The organism is Stenotrophomonas sp. YJH_SMC_80, assembly GCF_059372495.1.
Window position 1 is genome coordinate 91,784 of record NZ_JCAFVP010000010.1, and the last position, 24,928, is coordinate 116,711.

Here is a 24,928-nt window from a genome sequence, read left to right on the forward strand (position 1 = left end):
CGCATGGATGCGGCTGCCAAGCCTACAGGGACGTACTTGCGGCGTCCCCGCAATCCGACACCGCCCCGCCAACCCACGGACTCCCCGCTGTTGCTGTTGCTTCGGATGTTGCTTCGGCAGGTGCAGGGCGCAGCCCTGCAAACAATCACCTCACCGTGCTGACCACCGTCGGCAGCTGCCAATGCCCACCCGCCACGCCGCGGCACTGCCCGGTGGTGAACTCGCCGCTCTTCACGAATCGCGCGCCATCCCAGGCCCAGTCGTGGCCGGAGTAGCAGTCACCGATGCCGCGTCCACGGAAGCGCCCGCGCAGCGTCGCGTCATCGCGATCAAAGTCCTCCGCGTTGGAGGTCACGAACTTCGCCTGGTACGGCGCCTTGTCCTGCACTACCCAGTAGCCGCTGCTGAAGTTGTAGGCACCCATGAAGCAGCTGGTGCTTGCCAGTACATGCTGGGCGTCCAGTCGCTGGATCTCGATCTCGTCTGTCCCACCCTCGCTCAGGCGGCCGCACTCATCCGGCTTCGGCAGGCTGGCGATCAGTGCCTTGCGCAGGCCCGGTGCGTTCGCCAGTGCCGCGTCCGAGGCGCGCGGTGCCATCAGCGTGCCGCGCATGATCACTGGCACCGGCAACGCCGCAGGCACGCTCGCTTCTGGCTTGTCGCCACGCCGCACCAGCGCACCGGGTGTGCCCAGCCGGCCCTGGGCCTCGTCCATCTTCAGCAGTACGGCCGCTGCACCGCTGTCGGAGATCGGCCACGCCTTGCCCTTGCCGTCGATGATGTCGATGCGTGCGTGGCGCGGCAGCGCGGCGACCAGCGCATCGGTCTGTCCCTGCTGCAGCAGTACTTGATCTCCGTCGCCGGTGTCGCGCACCGGGCCCAGGTCCTTGCCGTTCAGGCGCAGGCGCAGCGCCCCGGTCGGCGTCGCGCTTTCGCCATCCTCGCCATTGCGCAGCCGCGCGAGCACCTTCGTACCCGGGCCGCCCGCGCGTTCCAGCATCAGGCTGAGCAGATTGCCGGGTTGTTCCGGACTGTAGCCGGCGGCGCGGCAGGTGCGGGTGTTGTCACAGGCCAGCGACCAGTCGTTGTGCTGGAACTGCACGCCGGCCTTCGGTTCGGGCGTGGCGGCGTGGGTGGCCGGGGCCATGGCGAGGCCCAGCAGCGCGGGAAGGAGCGTGCGATGCATGCGTTGAAGTCCATTTCCGGGCCGACAAGCATGGAAGATAGGCTGGCAGATTCCAAATGCCAGCGATCGGGGGGGAGCCTCCTGCGGGCAGAGAGATCCGACCCCGCGCTATCATGGGGATGTCTTCCGCAACCCGGCGATGCCGATGTCCCTTGCCGCCGATGCTGCGCAGCCGTCCTCTGATATGCCGATGATCCGCCGCCGCGATGCGGTCGTACCCGACAGCTGGCCAGACGGCACGCTGCCACTGCTGGCGCGACTCTATGCCAGCCGCGGCGCCGGTACGCCAGAGCTGGCACTGCCGAAGCTGGGCAGCCTCCACGCGCCGGAGCTGCTGACCGGCATCGATGATGCGGTGGGTCTGCTGATCGAGGCCATCGCCAACGACAAGCGCATCCTGGTGGTCGGCGATTTCGATTGCGATGGCGCCACCGCCTGTGCGGTCGGCGTGCGTGGCCTGCGCATGCTCGGCGCGCAACACGTCTTCCACGCGGTGCCGAACCGCATGGTGCACGGCTACGGCCTGTCACCTTCTCTGGTGGAGGAGCTGGCCGCGCTGCAGCCGGACCTGCTGGTCACGGTCGACCACGGCATCGCCTGCCATGCGGGCGTGATCGCGGCCAAGGCGCGGGGCTGGCAGGTGCTGGTCACCGACCATCACCTTCCCGGGCCGCAGCTGCCGCCGGCCGATGTCATCGTCGATCCGAATCTGGACGGTGATGCGTTCCCCAGCAAGTCGCTGGCCGGCGTCGGCGTGATCTTCTACGTGCTGATGGCGCTGCGCCGTCACATGCGCGAGGCCGGCGTCTTCGCCGATGGCAAGGGGCCGGACCTGACCACGCTGCTGGACCTGGTGGCGGTCGGCACCGTCGCCGACCTGGTGGCACTGGATCCGAACAACCGGGCACTGGTCAGCGCGGGCCTGCGCCGTCTGCGCGCGGGGCAGGGCTGCGTCGGCCTGCGAGCGCTGATCGAAGCCAGCGGCCGTGACGCGGCGCGGCTGACCGCCACCGACATCGGCTTCGCACTCGGCCCACGCCTGAACGCGGCGGGCCGGCTGGAAGACATGGCGCTGGGCATCGCGCTGTTGCTGACCGAAGACCCGCGCCAGGCACGCGAGATCGCGCAGACGCTGGAGCAGATCAACTCGGAACGGCGCGCCGTCCAGCAGTCGATGACTGACGACGCCGAGCAGGCGTTGAGCCGCGTGGTGCTGGACATGGCCGGGCAGCGACCGGTCGCGGCCTGCCTGTTCGATGCCGACTGGCATCCCGGTGTGGTCGGCCTGGTCGCTTCGAAGATGAAGGATCGCCTGCACCGTCCGGTGATCGCCTTTGCCCCGGCCGAACCCGGCGCCGACACCCTGCGCGGCTCGGCGCGCTCGATTCCCGGCCTGCACATCCGTGACGCGCTGGCGTTGGTCGATGCGCGCCATCCGGGCCTGATCGAGCGCTTCGGTGGGCATGCCATGGCGGCCGGCCTCAGCCTGCGGCGTGACCACGTCGATGACTTCAAGGCCGCCTTCGTCGCCGTGGTGCTGGAGATGCTCGATCCGGCCGCATTGCAGCAGCAGGTGCTCAGTGACGGCGAACTGGCGGCAGATGAGCTGGACCATCGCCACGCCGATGCGCTGCGCCTGGCCGGGCCGTGGGGCCAGGGTTTCCCCGAGCCACTGTTCGACGGCCACTTCGAAGTGGCCAACTGGCGAGTACTGAAGGAACGCCACCTCAAGCTGGAACTGCGCCTGCCGGGCGTACCCGGCACGATCAACGCCATTCATTTCGGCGGCTGGCACGGCAACGCGCCTGGCCGCCACGTGCACCTCGCCTACCGCTTGGCCTGCGACGACTACCGTGGCGGCAGCGCCATCCAGCTGATCATCGAACACTGCCTGCCCGCCTAGAAAAAGGGGACGGAGGGGATTAAGCCGCTTTTGCCTTGTTGGCCAATTACGACTTAATCCCCTCCGTCCCCTTTTTGGGGTCCCGCCAACCCCGTTACGGTTGCTGGTGCGTTCAACGATCCACGATCCCACTGGAGTCCGGTCATGGTCTTCGCCCGTTGCTGCACTGTGTTGTTGCTGGCCCTCGCGGCCTGGCCCGCTGGCGCGCAGTCGCCGCCGATCTCCCGGCCGCAGGCCAGCATGCCTCTGCTGATCGCACCGGCTGCCGAGCAGTCGGTCCAGCTGCGACACGCCCGCATCGAAGGCGAGGTCCAGGCCGGCGTTGCCCAGACCCGGATCACCTTGGAATTCCACAACCCGAACCGTCGTGTGCTTGAGGGTGAGCTGCAGTTCCCGCTGGCTGATGGCCAGCAGATCACCGGCTTCGCGCTGGATATCAACGGCGAGATGCGTGACGCGGTGCCGGTGGCCAAGGACCGCGGCCGCCAGGTGTTCGAGGAAATCGCCCGCCGTGGTGTCGATCCGGGCCTGCTGGAACAGACCGCCGGCAACCAGTTCCGCCTGCGCGTCTACCCGCTGCCGGCCGGTGGCAGTCGGCGTGTGCAGCTGGTGATTCGCGAACCGCTGGCCTTCGCTGGCCAAGGCTGGCAGTGGACGCTGCCGCTGCAGTTCGCCGCCGGTGCAGCCTCGGTTGAACTGAAGGTGCATGCTCCCGACGCGGCCACCGCAGGTACTGCGCCATTCCGCATCAGCGCGGGCCAGCTGCAGTGGCAGGGCAAGGGTGCGCAGCTGCCGAAGCAACTGCAGTGGAACCTGCCGGCAGCCCGCCATGCACAGGTGCAGGTGGCGCCCTGGCAGGATGGGCACTACCTGTTGGCACAGCTGCCGGTGGCGGCCAGCAGTACACCCCGCACGTTGCCCAGCGAGATCGGCCTGCTTTGGGACGGCTCCGGTTCGGCGGGGCAGCGCGATCGCACACGTGAGTTCGCCCTGCTGGATCGCTATTTCGCCGCGCTGGGTGACGGCACCGTGGCCTTGACCGTACTGCGCGATCGCGCCGAGCCGGTGCGTCGATTCCGTATCCGCGCCGGCAACTGGAACGAGCTGCGCGCAGCGTTGCAGGCGGTGCGCCCTGACGGTGCCAGCGCGCTGGCGCAGTGGCAGACGCAGCCGGGCGTGAAGGAGTACCTGCTGGTCAGCGATGGCCTGTTGACCTACGGCCCGGAACAGCTGCAGGCGATGGCGCCGGATCAACGCCTGTTTGCGGTCAGCAGCGCCGGTGCGCGCACCGATGCCGTGCGACTGCGTGGTTGGAGCGAGGCGCATGGCGGTCGCTTCGTCGCGCTGAGTACGGATGTCGATGCGGCGGCGCGCGAGCTGCTGTCGTCGCCGTTGGATGTGCAGGTCGATGCGGGGCGCGGCGTGCAGGACGTGGTGATCGATCGTCGCAGTGAAGCCCAGGGCTGGCTGTGGCTGCACGCACGACTGGCGGCCGACGGTGTGCCGATGCGGGTGCGCGTGGGTGGCGGCGAATGGCAGGCGCTGCCCGCCACGCAGAAGAGTAACGACGGTGAACTGCTGGCGGGCTTGTGGGCGCAGGCGCGCCTGCAGCAGCTGGCCGCCGACCGCCGTGGCAACCGCGAGGCGATGCAGCGGCTGTCGCAGCAGTTTGGCCTGGTCGGCCCGGACACCTCGCTGATCGTGCTGGAGACGTTGGAGGACTACCTGCGCTATGCGATTCGCCCTTCGGGCACGCTGCGCGCCGGGTACGACGCCAGGTTTGCAGTGCAGGTAAGAGATCGCGCCGCTGCTGATCGCCAGCGCCTGGATGAGGTGGCGGCACGCTGGAAGGAGCGCCAGCAGTGGTGGAGCCGCAGCTGGCCGAAGGGGGCGCCACCGCAGGCGAAGGGCGGGGCACTGGAAGTGGCCTCGGCGGACCATGCGATGGAATCGGCGCCGGTGGCAATGCTCGCCGCGCCGGCCCCTGCGGCACCGCCCGCCCCGGCACCGATGGCCGCCGCCGAGCAGCGCATGGAAGCCAGCAGCGCGCGTGCACGTCGCTCTGCGCCTGCATCGAACAAGGCCCTGGATTCAATTACGGTCACTGGTGGCCGTGTCGCTGCGCCCGCTGCCGCCAACGAGGGCGAGCTCGGTATCCAGCTGGCGGCCTGGCAGCCGGACTCGGCCATCGCCCGGCGCCTGCGCCAGGGCCCGCCGTCGCAACTGTATGACCGCTACCTGGCCGAGCGCGATGCGCATGCCGACAGCAGCGCGTTCTTCCTCGACGTGGCCGACCTGCTGCTGGAGCAGGGTCAGCGCGACCTGGCACTGCGCGTGCTGTCGAACCTGGCCGAGATGGACCTGGACAACCGCCACCTGCTGCGCGTGCTCGGTTACCGGCTGATGCAGGCTGATGCCTCCGCACTGGCGGTGCCGGTGTTCGAGCAGGTGCTGGCGATGGGCCAGGAAGAGCCGCAGAGCTTCCGCGACCTGGGCCTGGCACTGGCCGCGGCCGGCAAGCCGCAGCAGGCGCTGGCGCCGCTGTACCAGGTGGTGGTGCGGCCGTGGGACAGGCGTTTCGATGGCATCGCCCTGATCGCATTGGATGAACTGACCAACCTGGTGGCCCGCAGCACGCCCCGGCTGGATACCACCAGCATCGACCCGCGCCTGCTGCAGGCAATGCCGCTGGACCTGCGCGTGGTGCTGTCGTGGGACGCCGACAACAGCGACATGGACCTGTGGGTGACCGACCCGAACGGCGAGCGTGCGTACTACGGCAACCGCCTGACCTACCAGGGCGGGCAGATGTCGCAGGATTTCACCGGTGGCTATGGTCCCGAGCAGTTCTCGCTGCGCAACGCCAAGCCGGGCAAGTACAAGGTGGAGGCGAATTACTTCGGCAGCCGCCAGCAGCTGGTGACCGGTGCGACGACCCTGATGCTGCGCCTGACCACCCATTGGGGTACGGCCAAGCAGAAGGACCAGATGGTGACGATGCGGTTGAAGGACCGTGCCGAGACCGTGCTGGTGGGCGAGTTCGAGGTGCGTTGATCGCTCGCACACCCGTGTAGAGTCGGGCTTGCTCGACTCTGCATTTCTCCCGCAAGCGGTGCAGGATAGGGGCAAAGGACCCGGACTTTTCCGACCGGGCACTCCGGGCCTATCCAGTGTGCCCATTCCGAGACCAGCCATTCAGTGCGCACGTCGCGCAGATTCGGATGCCCGGCTTTCGGGGACAGAAGAGCCAGAATCAATCCGGCCTTATTCATCGAGCCGGTACTGACGCGAAATCCATCGCGCCAGCGCCACGCAGCCATTTGCTCTAACCGCGCATCCAGCTATCCAGCTGTTTTGCCAGCACGCGGTTCTTGTGCGCGCTGGCGACCATGCCTTTGCCAGGTGCCAGATTGATGCCCAGTTGTGCATTGACCTGCCTGATCCATTGAGGGAACTGTGCGAGATTGGCGCCTGTAACTGGCGGCAGTTCGAGGTCATTGCTGATGGGCCGGTCCCCATATGCCTCGTACGATCCATCACCTGCGGACAAGCTGATCGACCATGAGCTATCGGGCCAGCTACTGAGAGTCAGGCTGACACGTGGATGGCCGTTCTGGGTGCTGTGCTCGCCATCCTGATACAGCGTGATGCGCGCGTTCCAGTCACGGATGTTCTCCACCGTCCATCCCTGCCGCTGGACCAGCTGGATGGCGGCGCCTGCCATGACGCGCTCGTTGTGCAGTGTCGACAGCTGTTCGCAGAGGGTGTTGAACGCCGGGTCTTCGGGACCATGCGGCTGGGCTGCCATCGCTGTGTAGTGGAGAAGCGAGAGAAATCGTTCACGGGCTGCGCTCTCTGCGTGACCGCGATCAAGCTGAATTCGCAGCGCGCCGAGGCGGGTTCGAGTATCCAGCAGCGTGACCAGAATCATGCCCCAGTACAGGATGCTGTCGAGCTGTTCGGCATCGTGTTGAACGTGTTGAACGTGTTGAACGTGTTGAATGGCTTCGAGGACCTGTGGTGCCAAGCTGCGATAGGGCAGAAATCTCTCCACTTTGTCACGTTGGGCGTAGTACGACTGGTACTTTCTGCAATGCTCGACCAGGCGCACGCGCTGCTTGAGCTCTCCCGCGCTGCCAAGAGAGCCACTTGGGAGCTCGCCGTTCTCGTCGAAGCCGAAGCAGAAAAGATGCTCAAGGCCGAGCCTTGGCAGGCGCGAGTAATAGCCAACAGGAAGCCGCGTGAGTTCACGGTAGGCGGCACTCAGTGCCGGTAGATCCTTTTCGGGAAGTCCGGCGACCTTCCAGTCCCCCACTCGCAGCCAGTGGAAGTAGAAGCGTTGCAGCATGTCCCCAGACAGGTGGCGACCTGCTTTCGGTGCAAGTACGCCGAGTTGGTAGTGATAAGCCGGGTAAATGTCGCCTTGACGCTTCTCAGCAAGCGCAGCTTCTTCTGAGTCAACAAAGGCTACCAGCAGCTTGAGGTCGGATTGATCCATTGCAGGTCTCCAGGCAAAGGGGCCTTCTGGCGGGAAGGCGACCTCCTAGGCTGGCAGGGCGATGTGGAACATCCAATGCGAATAGTTGCAAATGCCGTGAAGGGGCGCGTATCCGTTGCCCGTATCAGGTCCCACGCGGAATCCGCCTCGCCAGCGCCACACCGCCGCCTAGGCAGCCAGCATCACGCACAACCCGGCGCGGAGTCGCCCGCCAAACGCGCAAAGCAGTATCAGCGCGGTATAGGCCGTTTCGTAGCCGAGCAGGCTGACGAACTGCATCTGCGACAGCACCCAGCCGGCATCGAAGGTCTGCTGCAGCCACAGGTGCCAATGGGTCTGGAACATCCGTTGTCCTCATTGCGCCGTCGCGGCGCGTACCGTCGGTGACGATAGCGGATCGGCTTTCAGGCCGAACAGCGGCCGCAGCCAGCGCGAACGACGGATCAGCAGTTCATGGATCAGCAGGCAGCCGCCGACGGTACCGCCGAGCAGCAGGGCCGGTTCGGCCCACGGCCCCAGCTGTAGCGGCTTGAGCCAGAACAACAGCACGATGATCAGGCTCTGGTGCAGCACGTACCAGGGATAGATCGCCTCGGTGCAGTACGGCAGCCAGCCGAACGGGCGGTCGAGGGCGACCTTGCCCCAGCCCAGGATGGTCAGCAGCGCGGTCCAGACGTACAGCGACTGGCTGGTGCGGCCCTGCAGGTCCCAGAACGTTTCAGGCCATTGCCGCAGAAAGGAATCAGCCGGCAGTACCTCGCCGAGGATGCGCAACCCCAGATACCAGGCGATCGCGGCCAGCGCCAGCCATAGCGTGGTGCGGCGCAGGGCGACCACACGCTGCCAGAACACCGGCTCGCGACCGAGCAGGTAGCCTGCCAGGAACACCGTTGCGTATTTGGCGTGCTGGTACCAGTCGCCAAGCAGGGCATTGGTGGACGGATAGATCGGCTCCAGCCAGATCACCCAGGCCAGCAGCAGGGCGGACGGAAGGCCGATCAGCAGCATCGGCGATGCTGCGCAGAACGCCACCGCGCGGCGCACCACCGCCGTTCCCAGCAACGGCATCAACAGGGCCAGGGCCAGCGTGTAGTTCCAGAGATACGCCAGGTACCACAGATGGTTCCAGGTGATGCCGTACTGCCAACCGGCAAAGCTCCCTTCCGGCCACGGCCGCACCTGCCAATAGCGCAGCAGGAAGTGGCCGAAGCCGGGTGCCACGTGGCCGTTGGCTACGCCTTCGCAGTAGGGCTGGATCGGCACGATCACGAACATGCCAAACAGCAGCGGCAGCAGCAGCCGCCAGGTGCGCAGGCCGGCGAAGCGCAGCAACCTGCCTTCCGGCCGCATCAGCGCGATGGCGATACCCGAGATCAGGAACAGCAGCGACATCCGCCAGCGGTTGACGAACAGCATCGGCCACTGCAGCCATTCGGCGGTATGCACGCTCTTGAGGTGAAAGCCCCAGTCGTCCACGTAGGCCATGGCGGTGTGGTAGAGGATCAGCAGGGCGAAGGCGAACACGCGCAGGGCGTCGATGTCGTAGCGTCGGGGCATGGTGGTGGTGTGCCGGAGAGTCGAGCCAAGGTGACGCCGTCCGGATCCTTGCGGCGTCTGGCAAGGGGCCGCTGGAACCGACGCAGTGACCAATGGCGGGGGTGGTGGGACCAATGGAGCCGCTACCCTTGGTCCCTTGAGGCAGGCTGGAGCACCGCAACGACATGGATGCAGCAATGACCCAGGGCCGACCATCGCGCTGGCGTACGTCAACCCGCCTGCTGGTATGGGCGGCGATCCTGTCGGCCTCGGCAGTGACCAATGCGCTGGTGGAAGTGATGGACGCCAGTCGCCGCGGCGCGGATCTTGGGCTGTGGGAGCCGATGATCTGGGAGTTCAGCAGCCTCGCCCTGATCCTGTTGACCCTGCCGTTGCTGTGGTGGGGCTGCGAGCGCTGGCCGCTGCATGCCGATACCTGGAGGCGGCGGTTGCCGCTGTATCTGCTGGCCAGCGTCGGCTGGTCGCTGCTGCACGTGATGGGGATGATGCTGCTGCGGCATCTGGCCTACGCGTCGCTGGGCTACCGCTACCAGGACGATGCCGGTTTGTTGGAGCGTTTTGCCTACGAGTACCTGAAGGATGTGCGCACGTTCGCGATGTTCGTGGCCCTCGAGCACTTTGCCAGCTGGTTCGGCAGGCGCAGGCAGGGCGAAGCGAGCCTGCTGGCCGAGCCCGACGTCGGCCCGCCGGTGGAGCCGGTCGAGCGCCCCCAGCACTTCCTGGTGCGCAAGCTGGGCAAGGAATTCCTGGTTGCCACCGCAGATGTGGAGTACGCGCAGTCGGCGGGCAACTACGTGAACTTGCGGGTGCGCGGGCACGACTACCCGCTGCGGATCACCATGGCGGTGCTGGAGCAGCGGCTGGACCCGGGCGAGTTCCTGCGCCCACATCGCAGCTGGCTGATCAATCGCGGCCAGTTGCGCTCGATCGAGCCGCTGGACGGAGGCGAGGCCCTGCTGCACATGGCCGATGGAGCCAAAGTGCCCTGCAGCCGGCGCCAGCTGCCGGTCCTGCGGCAGGCGCTGGGCGGCGCGGGCGCGGGTAGAGTCGACTGTCGGTCGACTATCGCGCGCAGCGCGGGCTCCACCGCAACCTGAATGAAAAGCAGTCGACTGACAGTCGACTCTACTGAGGCGGGTCTACCAGTGGTTGGCTCCCAGCTGCGGGCCTGGTCCCTCATTCCGGGCGCCCCCGGCCTGCGGTATCATTGGCAGTCATCTTTTGAATGCATAACCGCCGACATGATCGAACTGAATCCTGTCCGCCAGCGCATCACCGATCTGACTGATCGCGTGCTGTCGCTTCGGGGGTATCTTTGACTACGACGCCAAGAAAGAGCGTCTTGAAGAAGTAACGCGGGAGCTGGAAAGCCCCGACGTCTGGAACAACGCCGAGTACGCCCAGAACCTGGGCCGCGAACGTTCCAGCCTGGAAAAGACCGTGGGCGGCATCGCCTCGGTGCTGGATGGCCTGAACGACGCCACCGAACTGCTCGAGCTGGCCGAGTCCGAGCAGGACGAGGACACCGCACTGGCGGTGGTCGCCGACCTGGACAAGCACCAGGCGCACGTGGAGAAGCTGGAGTTCCAGCGCATGTTCTCCGGCGAGATGGACAATGCCGCTGCGTTCGTCGACATCCAGGCCGGTGCCGGTGGCACCGAAGCCCAGGACTGGGCCGAGATCCTGCTGCGCATGTACCTGCGCTGGTGTGAATCGCGCGGCTGGAAGACCGAGCTGATGGAAGTCTCCGGCGGCGACGTCGCTGGCATCAAGTCGGCGACGCTGCGCGTGGAAGGCGACTACGCCTATGGCTGGCTGAAGACTGAAACCGGCGTGCACCGCCTGGTGCGCAAGTCGCCCTTCGACTCGGACAACCGCCGCCACACCAGCTTCACCTCGGTGTTCGTGTCGCCGGAAATCGATGACAACATCGACATCACCATCAATCCGGCCGACCTGCGCACCGACGTGTACCGTTCGTCCGGTGCCGGTGGCCAGCACGTCAACAAGACCGAGTCGGCGGTGCGCATCACCCACATCCCGACCAACATCGTGGTGGCCTGCCAGACCGGCCGCAGCCAGCACCAGAACCGCGACAACGCGATGAAGATGCTGGCCGCCAAGCTGTACGAGCTGGAGATCCAGAAGCGCAACGCCGAAAAGGACGCCGTGGAAGCGACCAAGTCCGACATCGGCTGGGGCAGCCAGATCCGCAATTACGTGCTCGACCAGAGCCGCATCAAGGACCTGCGTACCGGCATCGAACGTTCGGATACGCAGAAGGTGCTGGACGGCGACCTGGACGAGTTCGTCGAGGCCAGCCTGAAGGCCGGCCTGGCCGTGGGCTCCAAGCGCGTCGATGCCTGATCTGCGCGCCTGCGCGGATATCGTCACCCTCGTGCGCAACGCCGAGGGTGGCTGATCACGCTTCCGGTAGAGCCGAGCCCATGCTCGGCTGCTGTTGGCGCAGTAGCAGATGCGTCGAGCATGGCTCGACGCTACAACGGGTACGGCGGTGGCGATGATGCGCAGCGAAAGTGAACGCAAGGAACTTGGCGGCTTCCTCAAGGCCTGCCGCGCCCGTGTCGACCCCGCCACGCTCGGCCTGCCGGCCGGGCGGCGGCGCACCCCGGGCCTGAAGCGCGAGGAAGTGGCGCTGGCGATCGGGGTCAGCGTGAGCTGGTACACCTGGATCGAGCAGGGTCGTGAAGTGCGCGCCTCTCCCGAAGTGCTCGAGCGCCTGGCACAGGTGCTGCGCATGAGCGACGACGAACGCGCCTATGCCTTCGCGCTGTCCGGCTACGGCGTGCCGCTGCAATCACCGGACGAGAGTGTGACCGACGGCCTGCGCCAGCTGGTGGAGGCGATGCAGCCGATCCCGGCGTACGTGCGCAACACCCGCTTTGACATCCTGGCCTGGAACCCGGCCATTGCCGAGCTGTTCGTGGACTACAGCCAGCTGGCACCGCACGAGCGCAATACGCTGCGGCTGATGTTCCTGTACCCGCCGTACCGCACGCTGATCCTCAACTGGGAAGAAATGACCCGCGGCCTGCTGGCAGGCTTCCGTGCGGCGATGGCGCAGGCACCGGACAAGGCCCCGTTCCTGGCGCTGGTCGAGGACATCTCGGCGCACAGCGAGGAGTTCCGCCAGTGGTGGCCGGAGCACGATGTGCGCCGGTTCGATGAAGGTGCGAAGAAGTTGAACCATCCCACGCGCGGGTTGCTGGACCTGCAGTACGTGGCGCTGGTGCCGGAGAGCCGGCATGACCTTTCCCTGGTGACCTACCTGCCGCGGAAGTAGGGGGTGTTCGGCAGGGCTGCGCCCTGCACCCGCAGAGGCCGAAGCGACAGCAACGGCAACAGCAACAGCGGACTATCCGAGGGATGGCGGGGTGGTGTGGGTTGACAGGACACGCCGTAAACCCGTCCATGGGGGCTCGATGGCGCCATCCATGGCGCCAACGGTCCTGCCAACCCACACCACCCCACCTCAGACAGATTTCGCGCGGTTGTTGGCAACTGCGGCTTTGTTCCGCGCGGCTGTTGGTAGGTGTCGACCTTGGTCGACACGATTTTTCTTTCAGATATCGAATGAGTCATCCACGCATGGCGTGGATCTACTGTGTCGACCAAGGTCGACACCCACCAACAGCAACGCAGAGCGCCGTCCCGACAGATCGCGGAAATCTGTCGAAGGCGGGGTGGGTCCGGTTGAGGGGGCGTGAGCCGCATGGATGCGGCGATCGAGCTTACATGGACGTACTTGCAGCGCCCCCCTCAACCGGACCCACCCCGCCAACCCACGGAATGCCAGCTTCTGCCGTTGACGTTGCTCTGGCTTCGGCGGGTGCAGGGCGCAGCCCTGCCGATAACCCCATTCAGGCAGGTAAGTGCAGGTCACAGGATAAGCAGACGCCTTGTTGCCTCCGCCATTCGGGTCCACATTCCTGTGCAGGAGACGGGCCACCGCCCGTTGTCGAGACAACAGGAGCCCTGCATGTCCGCTGCCCCCACCACCGCCATTTCCCGCGATCCGGCCACTGGCCAGCAGATCGCCAGCCATCCCTTCGCCACCGACGCCGAGCTGGAAACAATCCTGGATCGCGGCCAGGTCGGCTTTGCGGCCTGGAGCGTCAAGAGCCTCGAACAGCGCGCAGACGTACTGCGTGCGATGGCCGCGGTACTACGCCGTGACCGTGAAAAGCTGGCCGCGCTGGCTACCGCCGAAATGGGCAAGGTCCAGGCCGAAGCGCTGGCCGAAATCGAGAAGTGTGCTGTGCTGTGCGACTGGTACGCCGACAACGGTGCGCAGTTCCTGCGCGACGAACCGACCCAGGTGCCCGACGACAAGGCTTACGTGTCCTACCTGCCGCTGGGCGTGGTGCTGGGCATCATGCCGTGGAACTTCCCGTACTGGCAGGTGATGCGCGCGGCGGTGCCGATCCTGATGGGCGGCAACGGCTTCCTGCTGAAGCCGGCCGAGAACATCGTCGGTACCGCGCAGCTGCTCGACGCCGCCTGGCGCGATGCCGGCTTGCCGGAGGGCACCTTCATCGCGGCCAACATCAGCCGCGAGGGCACCAGCCGCGCGATCGCCGATGACCGCATCGCCGCGGTGACCCTGACCGGCAGTGTGGCCGCCGGCCGCAGCATTGCTGCCCAGGCCGGGCAGGCGCTGAAGAAGGTGGTGCTGGAACTGGGCGGTTCCGATCCGTTCATCGTCCTGGCCGATGCCGATCTTGATGCGGCCGTCGATGCGGCGGTGGCCTCGCGCTTCCAGAACACCGGGCAGGTCTGCATCGCCGGCAAGCGCATCATCGTTGAAGACGCGGTATACGACCGTTTCGTGGCGCAGTTCTGCCAGAAGGCGCAGGCGCTGACCATCGGCGATGGTCGTGAAGCGGGTAATCGCATTGGCCCGATGGCACGCCAGGACCTGCTGGAACAGCTGGATGCGCAGGTACGCGCCTCGGTGGAAGCGGGCGCGAAGCTGCTGGTCGGTGGCCATCAGCTGGATCGCCCGGGCGCGTTCTACGCACCCACCGTGCTGGCCGACGTGGAGCCGGGCATGCAGGCCTTCGATACCGAGACCTTCGGTCCGGTGGCCTCGATCAGCCGCGCTCGTGATGCCGACCATGCGGTGGAGCTGGCCAACCAGAGCGAGTTCGGTCTCAGCGGCAACCTGTGGACCGGCGACCGCGCCCGTGCGATGCAGCTGGCGCGCCGGCTGCAGACCGGCGGCGTGTTCGTCAACGGCTTCTCTGCTTCCGACCCGCGCGTGCCGATCGGCGGCGTGAAGAAGAGCGGCTTTGGCCGCGAACTCTCGCACTTCGGCGTCCGCGAATTCGTCAACGCGCAGACGGTATGGTTCGACAAGCGTTGACGCGCAGCTTCCATCCTTCCTGCAACGATCCATCACCAGTCCAGCGAAAAGGACGGCATTCCAATGTCCAAGGGTTCAGATCTGCTTGTCGCCGCGCTTGAGAACGAAGGCGTCGAGCGCATTTTCGGCATTCCCGGCGAAGAGAATCTCGACGTGGTCGAGTCGCTGCGCCATTCCAGCATCGAGCTGGTCATCACCCGCCACGAACAGGCGGCGGTGTTCATGGCAGCCACCTATGGCCGCCTGACCGGCAAGCCCGGCGTGTGCCTGGCCACGCTCGGCCCGGGCGCGCTCAACTTCACCACGGGCGCGGCCTATGCGCTGCTCGGTGCATGGCCGGTCATCATGATCACCGGCCAGAAGGGCATCGTTGCCAGCAAGCAGGCGCGCTTCCAGATCGTCGACATCGTCAGCACCATGAAGCCGCTGACCAAGCAGGCGCGGCAGATCGTCTCGGCGCGCACCATCCCGACCATCGTCCGCGAGGCGTTCCGCACGGCGCTGGAAGAGCGGCCCGGTCCGGTGCTGCTGGAGCTGCCCGAGGACATTGCGGCTGATGAGGTCGGGGACGTGGCGCTGATTCCGCCGCATGCGGTGGATCGTCCCATTGCCAGTCCGGAGGCGCTGGACCGCGCGGCGGAGATCATCCGCAATGCCAAGCGACCGTTGCTGATGATCGCTTCGGCGGCGTCGCGGCCGCAGTCCAGCGAGGCGCTGTCGGCGTTCGTGCTGCGAGCCGGCATCCCGTTTTTCACCACGCAGATGGGCAAGGGCGCGGTGGCCGGTGGTTCGGGCCTGTACATGGGCACCGCGGCGCTGACCGAGCGCGACTACGTGCACATGGCCATCGACCAGGCTGATGTGATCGTGACCATCGGCCATGAGGTCACCGAGAAGCCGCCGTTCGTGATGCGCCCGGGTGGGCCGACCGTGATCCATATCGGCTATTCGCAGGCGGCGGTGGAGCAGGTGTACTTCCCGCAGGTGGAAGTGATCGGCGATATCGGCCGCTCGCTGACCCAGCTGGCCGACCGCATCGAAGGCGCGGTGCCGAACGCCGATGCGCTGCTGCCGTTGCGCGCGACCATCCTGGAGCACCTGGCCGCCCGTGCCGAGGAGGCCGGCTTCACTCCTCAGCGGCTGGTGCATGACGTGCGCCAGGTGATGCCGCCGGACGGCATCGTGGCGCTGGACAACGGCATGTACAAGATCTGGTTTGCGCGTAACTACCGCACCCAGGTGGCCAACACGCTGCTGCTGGACAACGCGCTGGCGACCATGGGTGCGGGCCTGCCGTCGGCGATCATGGCCTCGATCCTGTATCCGCAGCGGCGGGTGCTGGCGGTGTGCGGTGATGGCGGATTCATGATGAACAGCCAGGAGCTGGAGACCGCGCGCCGGCTGGGCCTGAACCTGGTGGTGCTGATCCTCAACGACGGCGCCTACGGGATGATCCGCTGGAAGCAGGCGGTGGATGGCTTCACCGACTACGGCATGACCTTCAGCAATCCCGATTTCGTCAAGTACGCCGAGGCCTATGGCTGCAAGGGGCATGAGGTGAGCGCCATCGAGCAGTTCATCCCGACACTGGAGGCGGCGTTCAACGAGGGAGGCGTGCACCTGGTGTCGGTGCCGGTGGATTACTCGGAAAACCAGCGGGTGCTGGTGGACGAGCTGCGGCAGGCCTTCCCGGGGAACGGCTGAGGTAGCGCCGGGCCACGCCCGGCGGATTCGTGCGCCGACCGACCGCCGGGCATGGCCCGGCGCTACCGGGCGCTGCCGGGGCCGGGGCGGGGCGGTTTTGGTATGCTGGGCAACCGGCTGTGCCGGGTGCAACATCCCCCCCCTCACTACACGATTCCCGCAGATCCATGAGCGAAGCTACCGATACCCCCCCCGTTGACGAAAACAAGTTGATCGCCGAGCGCCGCGAGAAACTCAAAACGCTGCGTGGGCAGGGCATCGCGTACCCGAACGACTTCCGTCGCGAGGACTTCGCCGGCCGCCTGCAGGAAGAGTTCGCCGATGCCGAACAGTGGACCGCCGAGGCCCTGGAAGGTAACGGCCGCCAGGTGAAGATGGCCGGCCGCCTGATGGCCAAGCGCATCATGGGCAAGGCCAGTTTCGCGCAGATCCAGGACGAGTCCGGTCGCATCCAGCTGTTCCTGCAGGGCACGGTGCTGGGCGATGCCTATACCGCCTTCAAGGGCTGGGACGTGGGCGACATCATCGCCGTCGAAGGCGGCCTGACCCGTACCAAGACCGGCGAGCTGTCGGTCAAGGCCGAATCGATCCGCCTGCTGACCAAGTCGCTGCGCCCGCTGCCGGACAAGTGGCATGGCCTGGCCGACGTCGAGCAGCGCTATCGCCAGCGTTACGTCGACCTGATCGTGACCCCGGAATCGCGCGCGGTCTTCATCAAGCGCTCGAAGATCATCCGCGCCATGCGCGCGTGGCTGGACAACCGCGACTTCCTGGAAGTCGAGACGCCGATGATGCATTACATCCCCGGCGGCGCGGCGGCCAAGCCGTTCACCACCCACCACAACGCGCTGGACCTGGACCTGTACCTGCGCGTTGCGCCGGAGCTGTACCTCAAGCGACTGACCGTGGGTGGCCTGGAGCGCGTGTACGAGATCAACCGCAACTTCCGCAATGAAGGCGTCAGCACCCGCCACAATCCGGAATTCACCATGATGGAACTGTACGAGGCCTACGCCACGTACAACGAGATCATGGACCTGACCGAGGGTGTGATCCGTGATGTGGCCAAGGCCGTGAACGGTGGCACCGAAGTGGAATGGGACGGCGCGAAGATCGACCTGGGCCCGGCGTTCCGTCGCTGGCGCATGGATGAGGCAGTGCGCCACCACAACCCGGAAATCTCGGCCGCTGATTGCACTGACCGCGATGCGCTGCTGCGCCATTGCGAGCGCTTGAACATCCGCGTCAAGCCGTCCTACGGCTGGGGCAAGCTGTTGCTGGAAATCTTCGAGGCCACGGTCGAGCACACCCTGATCCAGCCGACCTTCATCACCGACCATCCGGTCGAGGTCTCGCCGCTGGCCCGTGCCAATGACAACGACCCGGGCTACACGGATCGCTTCGAGCTGTTCGTCAACGGCAAGGAGCTGGCCAACGGCTTCTCCGAACTGAACGACCCGGAAGACCAGGCCCAGCGCTTCCAGGCCCAGGTGGCCGCGAAAGAAGGCGGCGACGACGAGGCGATGCACTACGACGCCGACTACATCCGTGCGCTGGAGTACGGCATGGCCCCGACCGGCGGCCTCGGCATCGGCGTTGATCGCCTGGTGATGCTGCTGACCGGCAGCAGCTCGATCCGTGACGTGCTGCTGTTCCCGTACATGCGTCCGGAGCAGTAAGTCGTCTTTTTGACTCCCGTTTGTGCGCGCCGTCCCGAAATGAGACGGCGCGATTGACGCCTCCCGCGCTCGGCGTATCGTTAATGCACTACCTTGACGTCTGTTATGGCTTGATCGGCGCCAGGGGGAGTGCGCATTGTGGAGAGTCCGCTTCACAATGTGATGACGATCATGAACCGGGACGCATGACACGGGAGTCGGGCCGATGCAGGGTGCGAGCGTTCGCAGCAGCAGGGTATCCTCGCCTGCTGATGATCCAGCATGGTCGAGAAACCAGGCGGAGTACGCGTTGAACATCGTCATTGTTGACGACCAGACGTCCGCGCGGACGATGCTGCGTCACGTCATCGAAGACATCGCGCCGGAACTGAGCGTGTATGACTTCGGTGATCCGCTGACCGCATTGGCCTGGTGCGAGGCGCACCCGGTCGACCTGCTGCTGCTCGATTACCGCATGCCGGAGATGGACGGGCTGGAGTTCGCCCGTCGATTCCGGCGCCTGCCCAAGCACCGCGATATCCCGGTGATCCTGATCACCGTGGTCGGCGACGAGCCGATCCGCCAGGCGGCGCTGGAAGCGGGGGTCATCGACTTCCTGGTCAAGCCGATCCGCCCGCGCGAACTGCGCGCGCGCTGCTACAACCTGCTGCAGCTGCGCCAGCAGACCGAGAACGTGAAGCAACGTGCGTTGTCGCTGGAGCAGCGCCTGCTGGCCAGCATGCACGAGGTCGAGGAACGCGAACGCGAGACCCTGTCGCGATTGGCGCGGGCGATCGAGTTCCGTGATGCCGGCACCAGCGCCTATCTCGAACGCATGGCGCGCGTTGCGGGGCTGATCGCCGAGCAGCTTGGCCTGCCCGAAGACGACGTGCGCCTGATCGAGATGGCGGCGCCGCTGCATGACATGGGCAAGATCGCCATTCCCGACGCGGTGCTGCTCAAGCAGGGCAAGCTCAATGACGAGGAGCTGGCGATCATGCGCCGGCACCCACGCATCGGCCACGAGCTGCTCAGTGGCAGCCAGAACCGTTTCATCCAGGTGGGTGCGCTCATCGCGCTGCGCCATCACGAGCGCTATGACGGCAGCGGCTATCCCGACGGCCTGGTCGGCGAAGCGATTCCGCTGGAAGCGCGGATCGTTGCTGTCGCCGACGTCTTCGATGCGCTGATCTCGCCCCGTCCGTACAAGGAAGCATGGACCATGGAAGCCACTCTGGCTTATCTGTACGCCCAGCGTGGGCGACTGTTCGATCCGCGTTGCGTGGATGCGCTGATGCGCGGCCACCAGCAGTTGATGGATATCTGCGCCCAGCACTCGACGGCATCGACGCGACCGGGTGGGTGACATGCAGGACCTGTTCGCACGCGTGAGGCGTCGGCTGGCGCAGCGTCCGGATTCGGAACATGGCCAGGCGATCGTGCGGGTAGTGCTGATCTCGCTGATCCTGGTCTATGTTCTGTTGTCCGGCGCCCGCCTGCACCGGCTGGATCAGTACCAGGGCGCGCTGGCAACGGCGGTGACCGGGCTGGGCCTGTCGCTGCTGTTGTTCGGCTGGCTGCTGTGGAGGCCGCAGCGCTCGGGCCCGCGACGGGTGGCCGGGATGCTGGCCGATTACGGACTGATCGCGATCGGCATGATCCAGATGGGTGAGCCGCTGGCGTGGGTGTATGCGGTGGTGATGTGGGTCACGGTGGGCAACGGCCTGCGTTTCGGGCCGCGTTACCTGACCGCTGCCATCGTGCTGGCGATGGTCAGTTTCGGCACTACCGTGCTGTTGACTCCCTATTGGCAGGCCAACCTGGGGCTGGCCATTTCCCTGTGGTTGGGGTTGCTGGCAGTACCGTTGTGCTGCTCCTCCCTGCTGCGCCGAAGGATGCGACATCCAACCATGGATACGATTCCCGCCGCTGGATCCGACAAGCGCTCGCTGTTGGCCCGCTTCAAGCAGCGCCTGTCCGGGCGCGAGGACAGCGAGCACGCGCAGAACCTGATCCGCATCATCATCACGGCACTGTTCATCAGCTATCTCGGATGGCGCTCGCTGAGCGGCGGCGGTGAGGCGCTGACGGCGACGTGGCTGATCCTCGCCTTCGAGCTGACCATTTCCGCCGGCCTGCTGACCGCGATCCTGGTCAATCCGGGCGTGTCGCATGTGCGCCGGGTGATCGGCATGCTGACCGATTACACCTGCATGGCCTGGATCATGACCATCCAGGGCGAGCCGGCCGCACCGCTGTATGCGGTGATGCTGTGGGTGACGATCGGCAACGGCATGCGCTACGGCAGCACCTACCTGCGCGTGGCCACGGCCATGGGCTGCCTGGCCTTCCTGTGCACGGTGATGCTGTCGCCGTACTGGCGCGGCCACGATTATCTGGGCTGGGGCCTGCTGCTGGGCCTGGGCGCGATTCCGCTGTACTTCGATTCGCTGCTGCATGCCTTGACCCGGGCGGTGGCCGAGGCGCGCCAGGCCAACGAAGCCAAGAGCCGCTTCCTGGCCAACATGAGCCATGAGTTCCGCACGCCGTTGAACGGGCTGGCCGGCATGACCGAAGTGCTGGCCACCACCCGCCTGGACGACGAACAGCGCGAGTGCCTGAACACCATCCAGGCCTCGACCCGCAGCCTGCTGGCGCTGGTGGAAGAGGTGCTGGACATCTCCGCGATCGAAGCCGGCAAGGTGCGCGTGGAGTGGCACGAGTTCGCGCTGGCCGACGTGCTGCAGGCGATCAACCTGATCCTGACCCCGCAGACCCGCTCCAAATCGCTGGATTATCGCGTGCAGGTGGACGACAACGTGCCGCCGCGCCTGTTGGGGGATGCCGGGCATCTGCAGCAGATCCTGCTGAACCTGATGGGCAACGCGGTCAAGTTCACCGACAGTGGCTACGTGCATCTGCGCGTTTCCAGCCCCGATGCGCTGGGCAGCGAGCGGATGCGCCTGCGATTCGAGATCGTCGATACCGGCATCGGCGTGCCGGTGGCGTTGCGCGGACGCCTGTTCAATGCGTTCGAGCAGGGCGATGTCGGCCTGGCCCGTCGCCATGAAGGCACCGGTCTGGGCACCGCCATTGCCAAGGGCCTGGTCGAGTCGATGGGCGGGCAGGTCGGCTATGCGCCGAACAGCCCGCGCGGCAGCGTGTTCTGGGTCGAGATCACGCTGGACGTCGCAGACACCTCATCAGCCCCGGCGGTTCCGTCCGAGGTGGCTGAAGCCGGCAATGTCATCGCGTTTTCCAACCCCTTCCTGCGCCATCGTGCACGGGTGCGGAGCCTGCGGGTTCTGGTCGCCGACGACCACGAGGCCAATCGCATGGTGCTGCAGCGGCTGCTGGAGAAGGCCGGCCACAAGGTCACCTGCGTCAACGGCGGCGCCGAAGTGCTCGATGCGTTGGAGCAGGCCAGTTACGACGCAGCGATCGTCGACCTGCACATGCCCGGCATGAGCGGACTGGATCTGCTCAAGCAGTTGCGGGTGATGCAGGCCAGCGGCATGCCTTACGTTCCGGTCATGGTGCTGAGCGCAGACGTCACCCCCGAGTCCATCCTGCGTTGTGAGCAGGCCGGCGCCCGCGCCTTCCTTGCCAAGCCCGTGGTGGCCACCCGCCTGCTGGAAGTGCTGGCCGATGTCGCCGCCAACACCCGCGCAGAACCCGGCATCCAGTCAGTGCCTGCATTGCCGTTCGGCGATGGCGTGCTCGATACCGCGGTGCTGGACGAGCTGGCGTCGCTGGGCATGGGCGATGGCTTCGAACGCAAGTTCATCGACCAATGCCTGGCGGACGTTGACGCGAGCATGGGCCAGCTGCAGGGCTGCGGCGAGCGCCAGGCCTGGGAGGATTTCCGCGAGCACGCCCACGCGCTGCGCGGCGTGGCAAGCAACCTGGGGCTTGTCCAGGTTGCCGCCTCCAGTGGCGAAATCATGCGCATGGCGGACTGGCAGCTGAAGGGTGAATGGAGCTCCCGCCTCAGCAACCTGGCGACCGCTCTGCGCAACGGCAGGCATGCGTTGGCTGCCCGTAGTGCGGGGGCACCGCACCGCGACGACAGCGAGCGCAGCCCGTCCTGACCCGCCAGACGATCAGGCCGGGTCGCCATTGCGTCGGGCCTGCGCCCGTACCAGCCGATCCATGGTGCGCAGGGACTTCTCGCCGAGTTGCATGGCGGTGTCTACCCAGATCTCGGTGATCCGCATCATTTCATGCAGCGGCACCATGGTGGCGATCTCGTTGACCTCACGCATCGCCGCCCAGGCGTGCGGGATGCGTCGGCTTTCCTTGATCACCTGTTCGACTGCGGCAACACCTTCGCCCACCGGCACCACGATGTCGACCAGGCCCATTTCCTTCAGCTGGCTGGCGGTGTAGAGGTTGCCTTCCAGCATGATCTTCTCCGCCAGCCGCGGACTGATCCGCTGGCACAGGAAGGAGTAGGCGCCCATGCCGGGGAACAGGTCGAACAGCACCTCCGGCAGGCCCATCAACACGCCTTCCTCGGCGACGATGGTGTGGCAGCTCAGTGCGGCCTCGAAGCCGCCCCCCAGTGCATTGCCCTGGACCAGGGCGATGCTGTGGGCACGGGTGCCCAGGCCAGCATGGAAGGCATGCACGCCGCGCACGCAGCGCTGGGCATAGTCGAGCAGGCGGGCGCGGTCGCCCTCGCGGATCAGGCGGCAGAACAGTTCGAGATCGCCGCCCAGGTTGAACACGTCGCTGTCCGAGGCAAGTACGACATGGGGTGACAGAGCGTGCGAGGCGCTGAGGCGATCGCCCAGTTCGCGCTGGTAGTCGACGATGTCATCGACCAGGCGCGAGGCGAAGCACGGCCGGCCTGGCTGGTTGACCAGGTTGGCGTGCATATGGATCCAGTAAACATCCCGCTCGGGTTCTTCGGTGATACGCAGGGTAGGGTGCTGCTCGGGACGGGTAATGATGGGGCGTACTGCAGACATGGGAGTTCTCCGTGTGACCGTCCGGCCAACCGCAGAGCGGACGGAGAGGAGTGAGGGGGCGAGCTGAACATGCGGCGGCGACTGATTCTATGCACCCGTCGTGAACCGCCCGCAAGCGCCGGGTCGGCCATGTTCCGGCAATAAAAAGACCCCGCCGTCTCCGGCGGGGTCCCCTGTACTGTCGTGTTGCCCGGAAACCCTTACTGGGCGGGCGTATCACGCAGCTCGCGACGGAGAATCTTGCCGACGTTGGTCTTCGGCAGCTCCTTTCGGAATTCTACGATTCTGGGGTGCTTGTAACCGGTCAGGTTGGCCCGGGCATGTTCCTTGACCATTTCCGCGGTCAGATTCGGGTCCTTCTTCACGATCACGACCTTCACGACCTCGCCGGACTTCTCGTCCGGGACACCGACCGCAGCCACTTCCAACACGCCGGGCATCATCGCGATGACGTCCTCGACCTCGTTCGGGTACACGTTGAAGCCGGACACCAGGATCATGTCCTTCTTGCGGTCGACGATGTAGAAGAAGCCCTGTTCGTCCATCTTCGCCATGTCGCCGGTGTGCAGCCAGCCGTCGGCGTCGATGGCGGTGGCGGTTTCCTCCGGGCGCTGCCAGTAGCCCTTCATCACCTGCGGGCCCTTGATGCACAGCTCGCCCACTTCGCCCAGCGCCAGGATGTTGCCGTTGTCGTCCTTGATGCACGCATCGGTGGACGGGATCGGCAGCCCGATGGCGCCGTTGTACTCGGGCAGGGTGAGCGGGTTGATGCAGGCCGCCGGCGAGGTCTCGGTCAGGCCATAGGCTTCGACCAGGGTCACCCCGGTAACCTTCTTCCAGCGTTCGGCCACGGCACGTTGTACCGCCATGCCGCCGCCGAGGGTGAACTTGACCGAAGAAAAGTCGATCTCGTCGAAGCCGGGCGTGTTGAGCAGGCCGTTGAACAGCGTGTTGACGCCGGTGATGGCGGTGAAGCGGGTGCCCTTGAGCTCCTTGACGAAGCCCTTCATGTCGCGCGGGTTGGTGATCAGGTGGTTGCAGCCACCGAACTTCATGAAGACCAGGCCGTTCGCGGTCAACGCGAAGATGTGGTACAGCGGCAGGGCAGTGATGATCACTTCCTTGCCCGGCTCGATGCCCGAGGTGGACAGCCACGCCGACGCCTGCTGCATGTTGGCGATCAGGTTGCGGTTGGTCAGCATCGCGCCCTTGGCCACGCCGGTGGTACCGCCGGTGTACTGCAGGAAGGCGATGTCGTCGTGGTCGATCTCGACCTTCGGAAGCGCGTGGCGGCTGCCCAGCTTGAGCGCCTGCCTGAAGCGGACGGCGCCCTTGATGTGGTAGTTGGGCACCATCTTCTTGACGTACTTCAGCACGAAGTTGACGATCGCGCCCTTGGCGCCGAGCAGGTCGCCCAGGCCGGTGGTGACCACGTGCTTGACCGGCGTATCGGCGATGACCTGTTCGACGGTGTCGCCGAAGTTGTCGACCACCACCAGCGCACTGACGCCCGCGTCGACCAGCTGGTGCTTGAGTTCGCGCGCGGTGTACAGCGGGTTGACGTTGACCACGGTCAGTCCGGCGCGCAGCACGCCGAAGGTGGCCACCGGGTACTGCAGGCAGTTGGGCATCATCAGGGCGACGCGGTCACCCTTCTTGAGCTTGAGCTCACCCAGCAGGTAGGCGGCGAACTGGGTGACCAGCGCATCGGTCTCACCGTAGGTGAGCACTTTGCCGAAGCTGGAGTAGGCCGGACGGTCGCGGAATTTCGCGACGGAAGCGTCGAAGACCGAAGCTACCGAATGGAACTCGTTGACGTCGATTTCGGCGGGAACGCCTTTCGGATAGCTCTGCAGCCAGGGACGATCCAGACTCATATTCCCCCTCCAGGAATCGTGATGTATTAGGTTCCGGCCCTGAGCGTAGCGACAATGGCCGTTCATTGCAGCATACCCCGCCGTAGGGAAAACGCGAAGAGGCCCCGAAGGGCCTCTTTGCTTGGTCGTGCCGGCCGCTGGCCGGCATCTGCGCTCGATCGGGATTCCGGTGGATGCCGGCCAGCG

16 protein-coding genes and 1 pseudogene are annotated in these 24,928 nt (G+C 66.0%); 10 read left to right on the forward strand and 7 right to left on the reverse strand.

The features are described from left to right. Positions 1–145: 145 nt before the first annotated feature. Positions 146–1,186, reverse strand: coding sequence for a DUF1176 domain-containing protein (locus tag AC5P99_RS15990; protein ID WP_495213328.1), 1,041 nt, complete (start codon positions 1,184–1,186; stop codon positions 146–148). Positions 1,187–1,331: 145 nt separating this feature from the next. Here AC5P99_RS15990 and recJ point away from each other — a divergent pair, with 145 nt between their 5' ends. After that, on the forward strand, positions 1,332–3,089 hold the full coding sequence (recJ, locus tag AC5P99_RS15995) for a single-stranded-DNA-specific exonuclease RecJ (protein WP_495213329.1): 1,758 nt from the start codon (positions 1,332–1,334) through the stop codon (positions 3,087–3,089). A gap of 144 nt (positions 3,090–3,233) precedes the next feature. Continuing rightward, complete coding sequence (locus tag AC5P99_RS16000; RefSeq protein ID WP_495213330.1) at positions 3,234–6,143, forward strand: DUF2135 domain-containing protein; 2,910 nt, start codon at positions 3,234–3,236, stop codon at positions 6,141–6,143. Positions 6,144–6,232: 89 nt separating this feature from the next. Here AC5P99_RS16000 and imm45 read toward each other — a convergent pair. The 4 genes and pseudogenes from imm45 to AC5P99_RS16020 form a co-directional block, all read right to left on the reverse strand. Beyond that, positions 6,233–6,409 (reverse strand): annotated as a pseudogene (gene imm45, locus AC5P99_RS16005) (Imm45 family immunity protein); the annotation flags it as partial. Positions 6,410–6,414: 5 nt separating this feature from the next. Continuing rightward, positions 6,415–7,587: a hypothetical protein gene (locus AC5P99_RS16010; RefSeq protein WP_495213331.1), complete on the reverse strand. Its 1,173-nt coding sequence runs from the start codon at positions 7,585–7,587 to the stop codon at positions 6,415–6,417. 168 nt (positions 7,588–7,755) lie between these two features. Continuing rightward, a complete protein-coding gene (locus AC5P99_RS16015) occupies positions 7,756–7,932 on the reverse strand; it encodes a hypothetical protein (protein ID WP_232015537.1) in 177 nt (58 codons plus the stop codon). A 9-nt stretch (positions 7,933–7,941) separates the two neighbouring features. Continuing rightward, a complete protein-coding gene (locus AC5P99_RS16020; RefSeq protein ID WP_262091421.1) occupies positions 7,942–9,144 on the reverse strand; it encodes an acyltransferase family protein in 1,203 nt (400 codons plus the stop codon). A 176-nt stretch (positions 9,145–9,320) separates the two neighbouring features. Between AC5P99_RS16020 and AC5P99_RS16025 the strand changes: the two genes are divergently transcribed. From AC5P99_RS16025 to AC5P99_RS16060, 8 genes are all read left to right on the forward strand, one after another. Continuing rightward, a complete protein-coding gene (locus AC5P99_RS16025) occupies positions 9,321–10,241 on the forward strand; it encodes a LytTR family DNA-binding domain-containing protein (protein WP_049448345.1) in 921 nt (306 codons plus the stop codon). Positions 10,242–10,385: 144 nt separating this feature from the next. Next, positions 10,386–11,511 (forward strand): peptide chain release factor 2 gene (gene prfB, locus AC5P99_RS16030; RefSeq protein WP_014037064.1). Its coding sequence is split into 2 segments (ribosomal slippage): positions 10,386–10,460 and positions 10,462–11,511, totalling 1,125 coding nucleotides; the frame shifts between segments, so codons are not numbered across the junction. 154 nt (positions 11,512–11,665) lie between these two features. Next, entirely contained in the window at positions 11,666–12,448 is a 783-nt protein-coding gene (locus AC5P99_RS16035; RefSeq protein ID WP_164222554.1) for a helix-turn-helix transcriptional regulator, read from the forward strand. Between the two features lie 696 nt (positions 12,449–13,144). Next, complete coding sequence (locus tag AC5P99_RS16040; RefSeq protein ID WP_049449865.1) at positions 13,145–14,530, forward strand: NAD-dependent succinate-semialdehyde dehydrogenase; 1,386 nt, start codon at positions 13,145–13,147, stop codon at positions 14,528–14,530. A 63-nt stretch (positions 14,531–14,593) separates the two neighbouring features. Next, entirely contained in the window at positions 14,594–16,234 is a 1,641-nt protein-coding gene (locus tag AC5P99_RS16045) for an acetolactate synthase large subunit (RefSeq protein ID WP_495213332.1), read from the forward strand. 167 nt (positions 16,235–16,401) lie between these two features. Next, positions 16,402–17,913 (forward strand): lysine--tRNA ligase, encoded by a 1,512-nt coding sequence (lysS, locus tag AC5P99_RS16050; protein WP_108270023.1) that lies wholly within the window; start codon positions 16,402–16,404, stop codon positions 17,911–17,913. Between the two features lie 205 nt (positions 17,914–18,118). Further along, a complete protein-coding gene (gene rpfG / locus AC5P99_RS16055) occupies positions 18,119–19,258 on the forward strand; it encodes a cyclic di-GMP phosphodiesterase response regulator RpfG (RefSeq protein WP_005409495.1) in 1,140 nt (379 codons plus the stop codon). 1 nt (position 19,259) lies between these two features. Then, a complete protein-coding gene (locus AC5P99_RS16060; protein WP_495213333.1) occupies positions 19,260–21,983 on the forward strand; it encodes a response regulator in 2,724 nt (907 codons plus the stop codon). 12 nt (positions 21,984–21,995) lie between these two features. Here the strand turns inward: AC5P99_RS16060 and rpfF are convergent, their stop codons facing one another. Beyond that, on the reverse strand, positions 21,996–22,865 hold the full coding sequence (rpfF, locus tag AC5P99_RS16065; protein WP_032966706.1) for a diffusible signal factor synthase RpfF: 870 nt from the start codon (positions 22,863–22,865) through the stop codon (positions 21,996–21,998). A gap of 200 nt (positions 22,866–23,065) precedes the next feature. Then, entirely contained in the window at positions 23,066–24,742 is a 1,677-nt protein-coding gene (locus AC5P99_RS16070; protein WP_012480081.1) for a long-chain fatty acid--CoA ligase, read from the reverse strand. Positions 24,743–24,928: the final 186 nt, after the last annotated feature.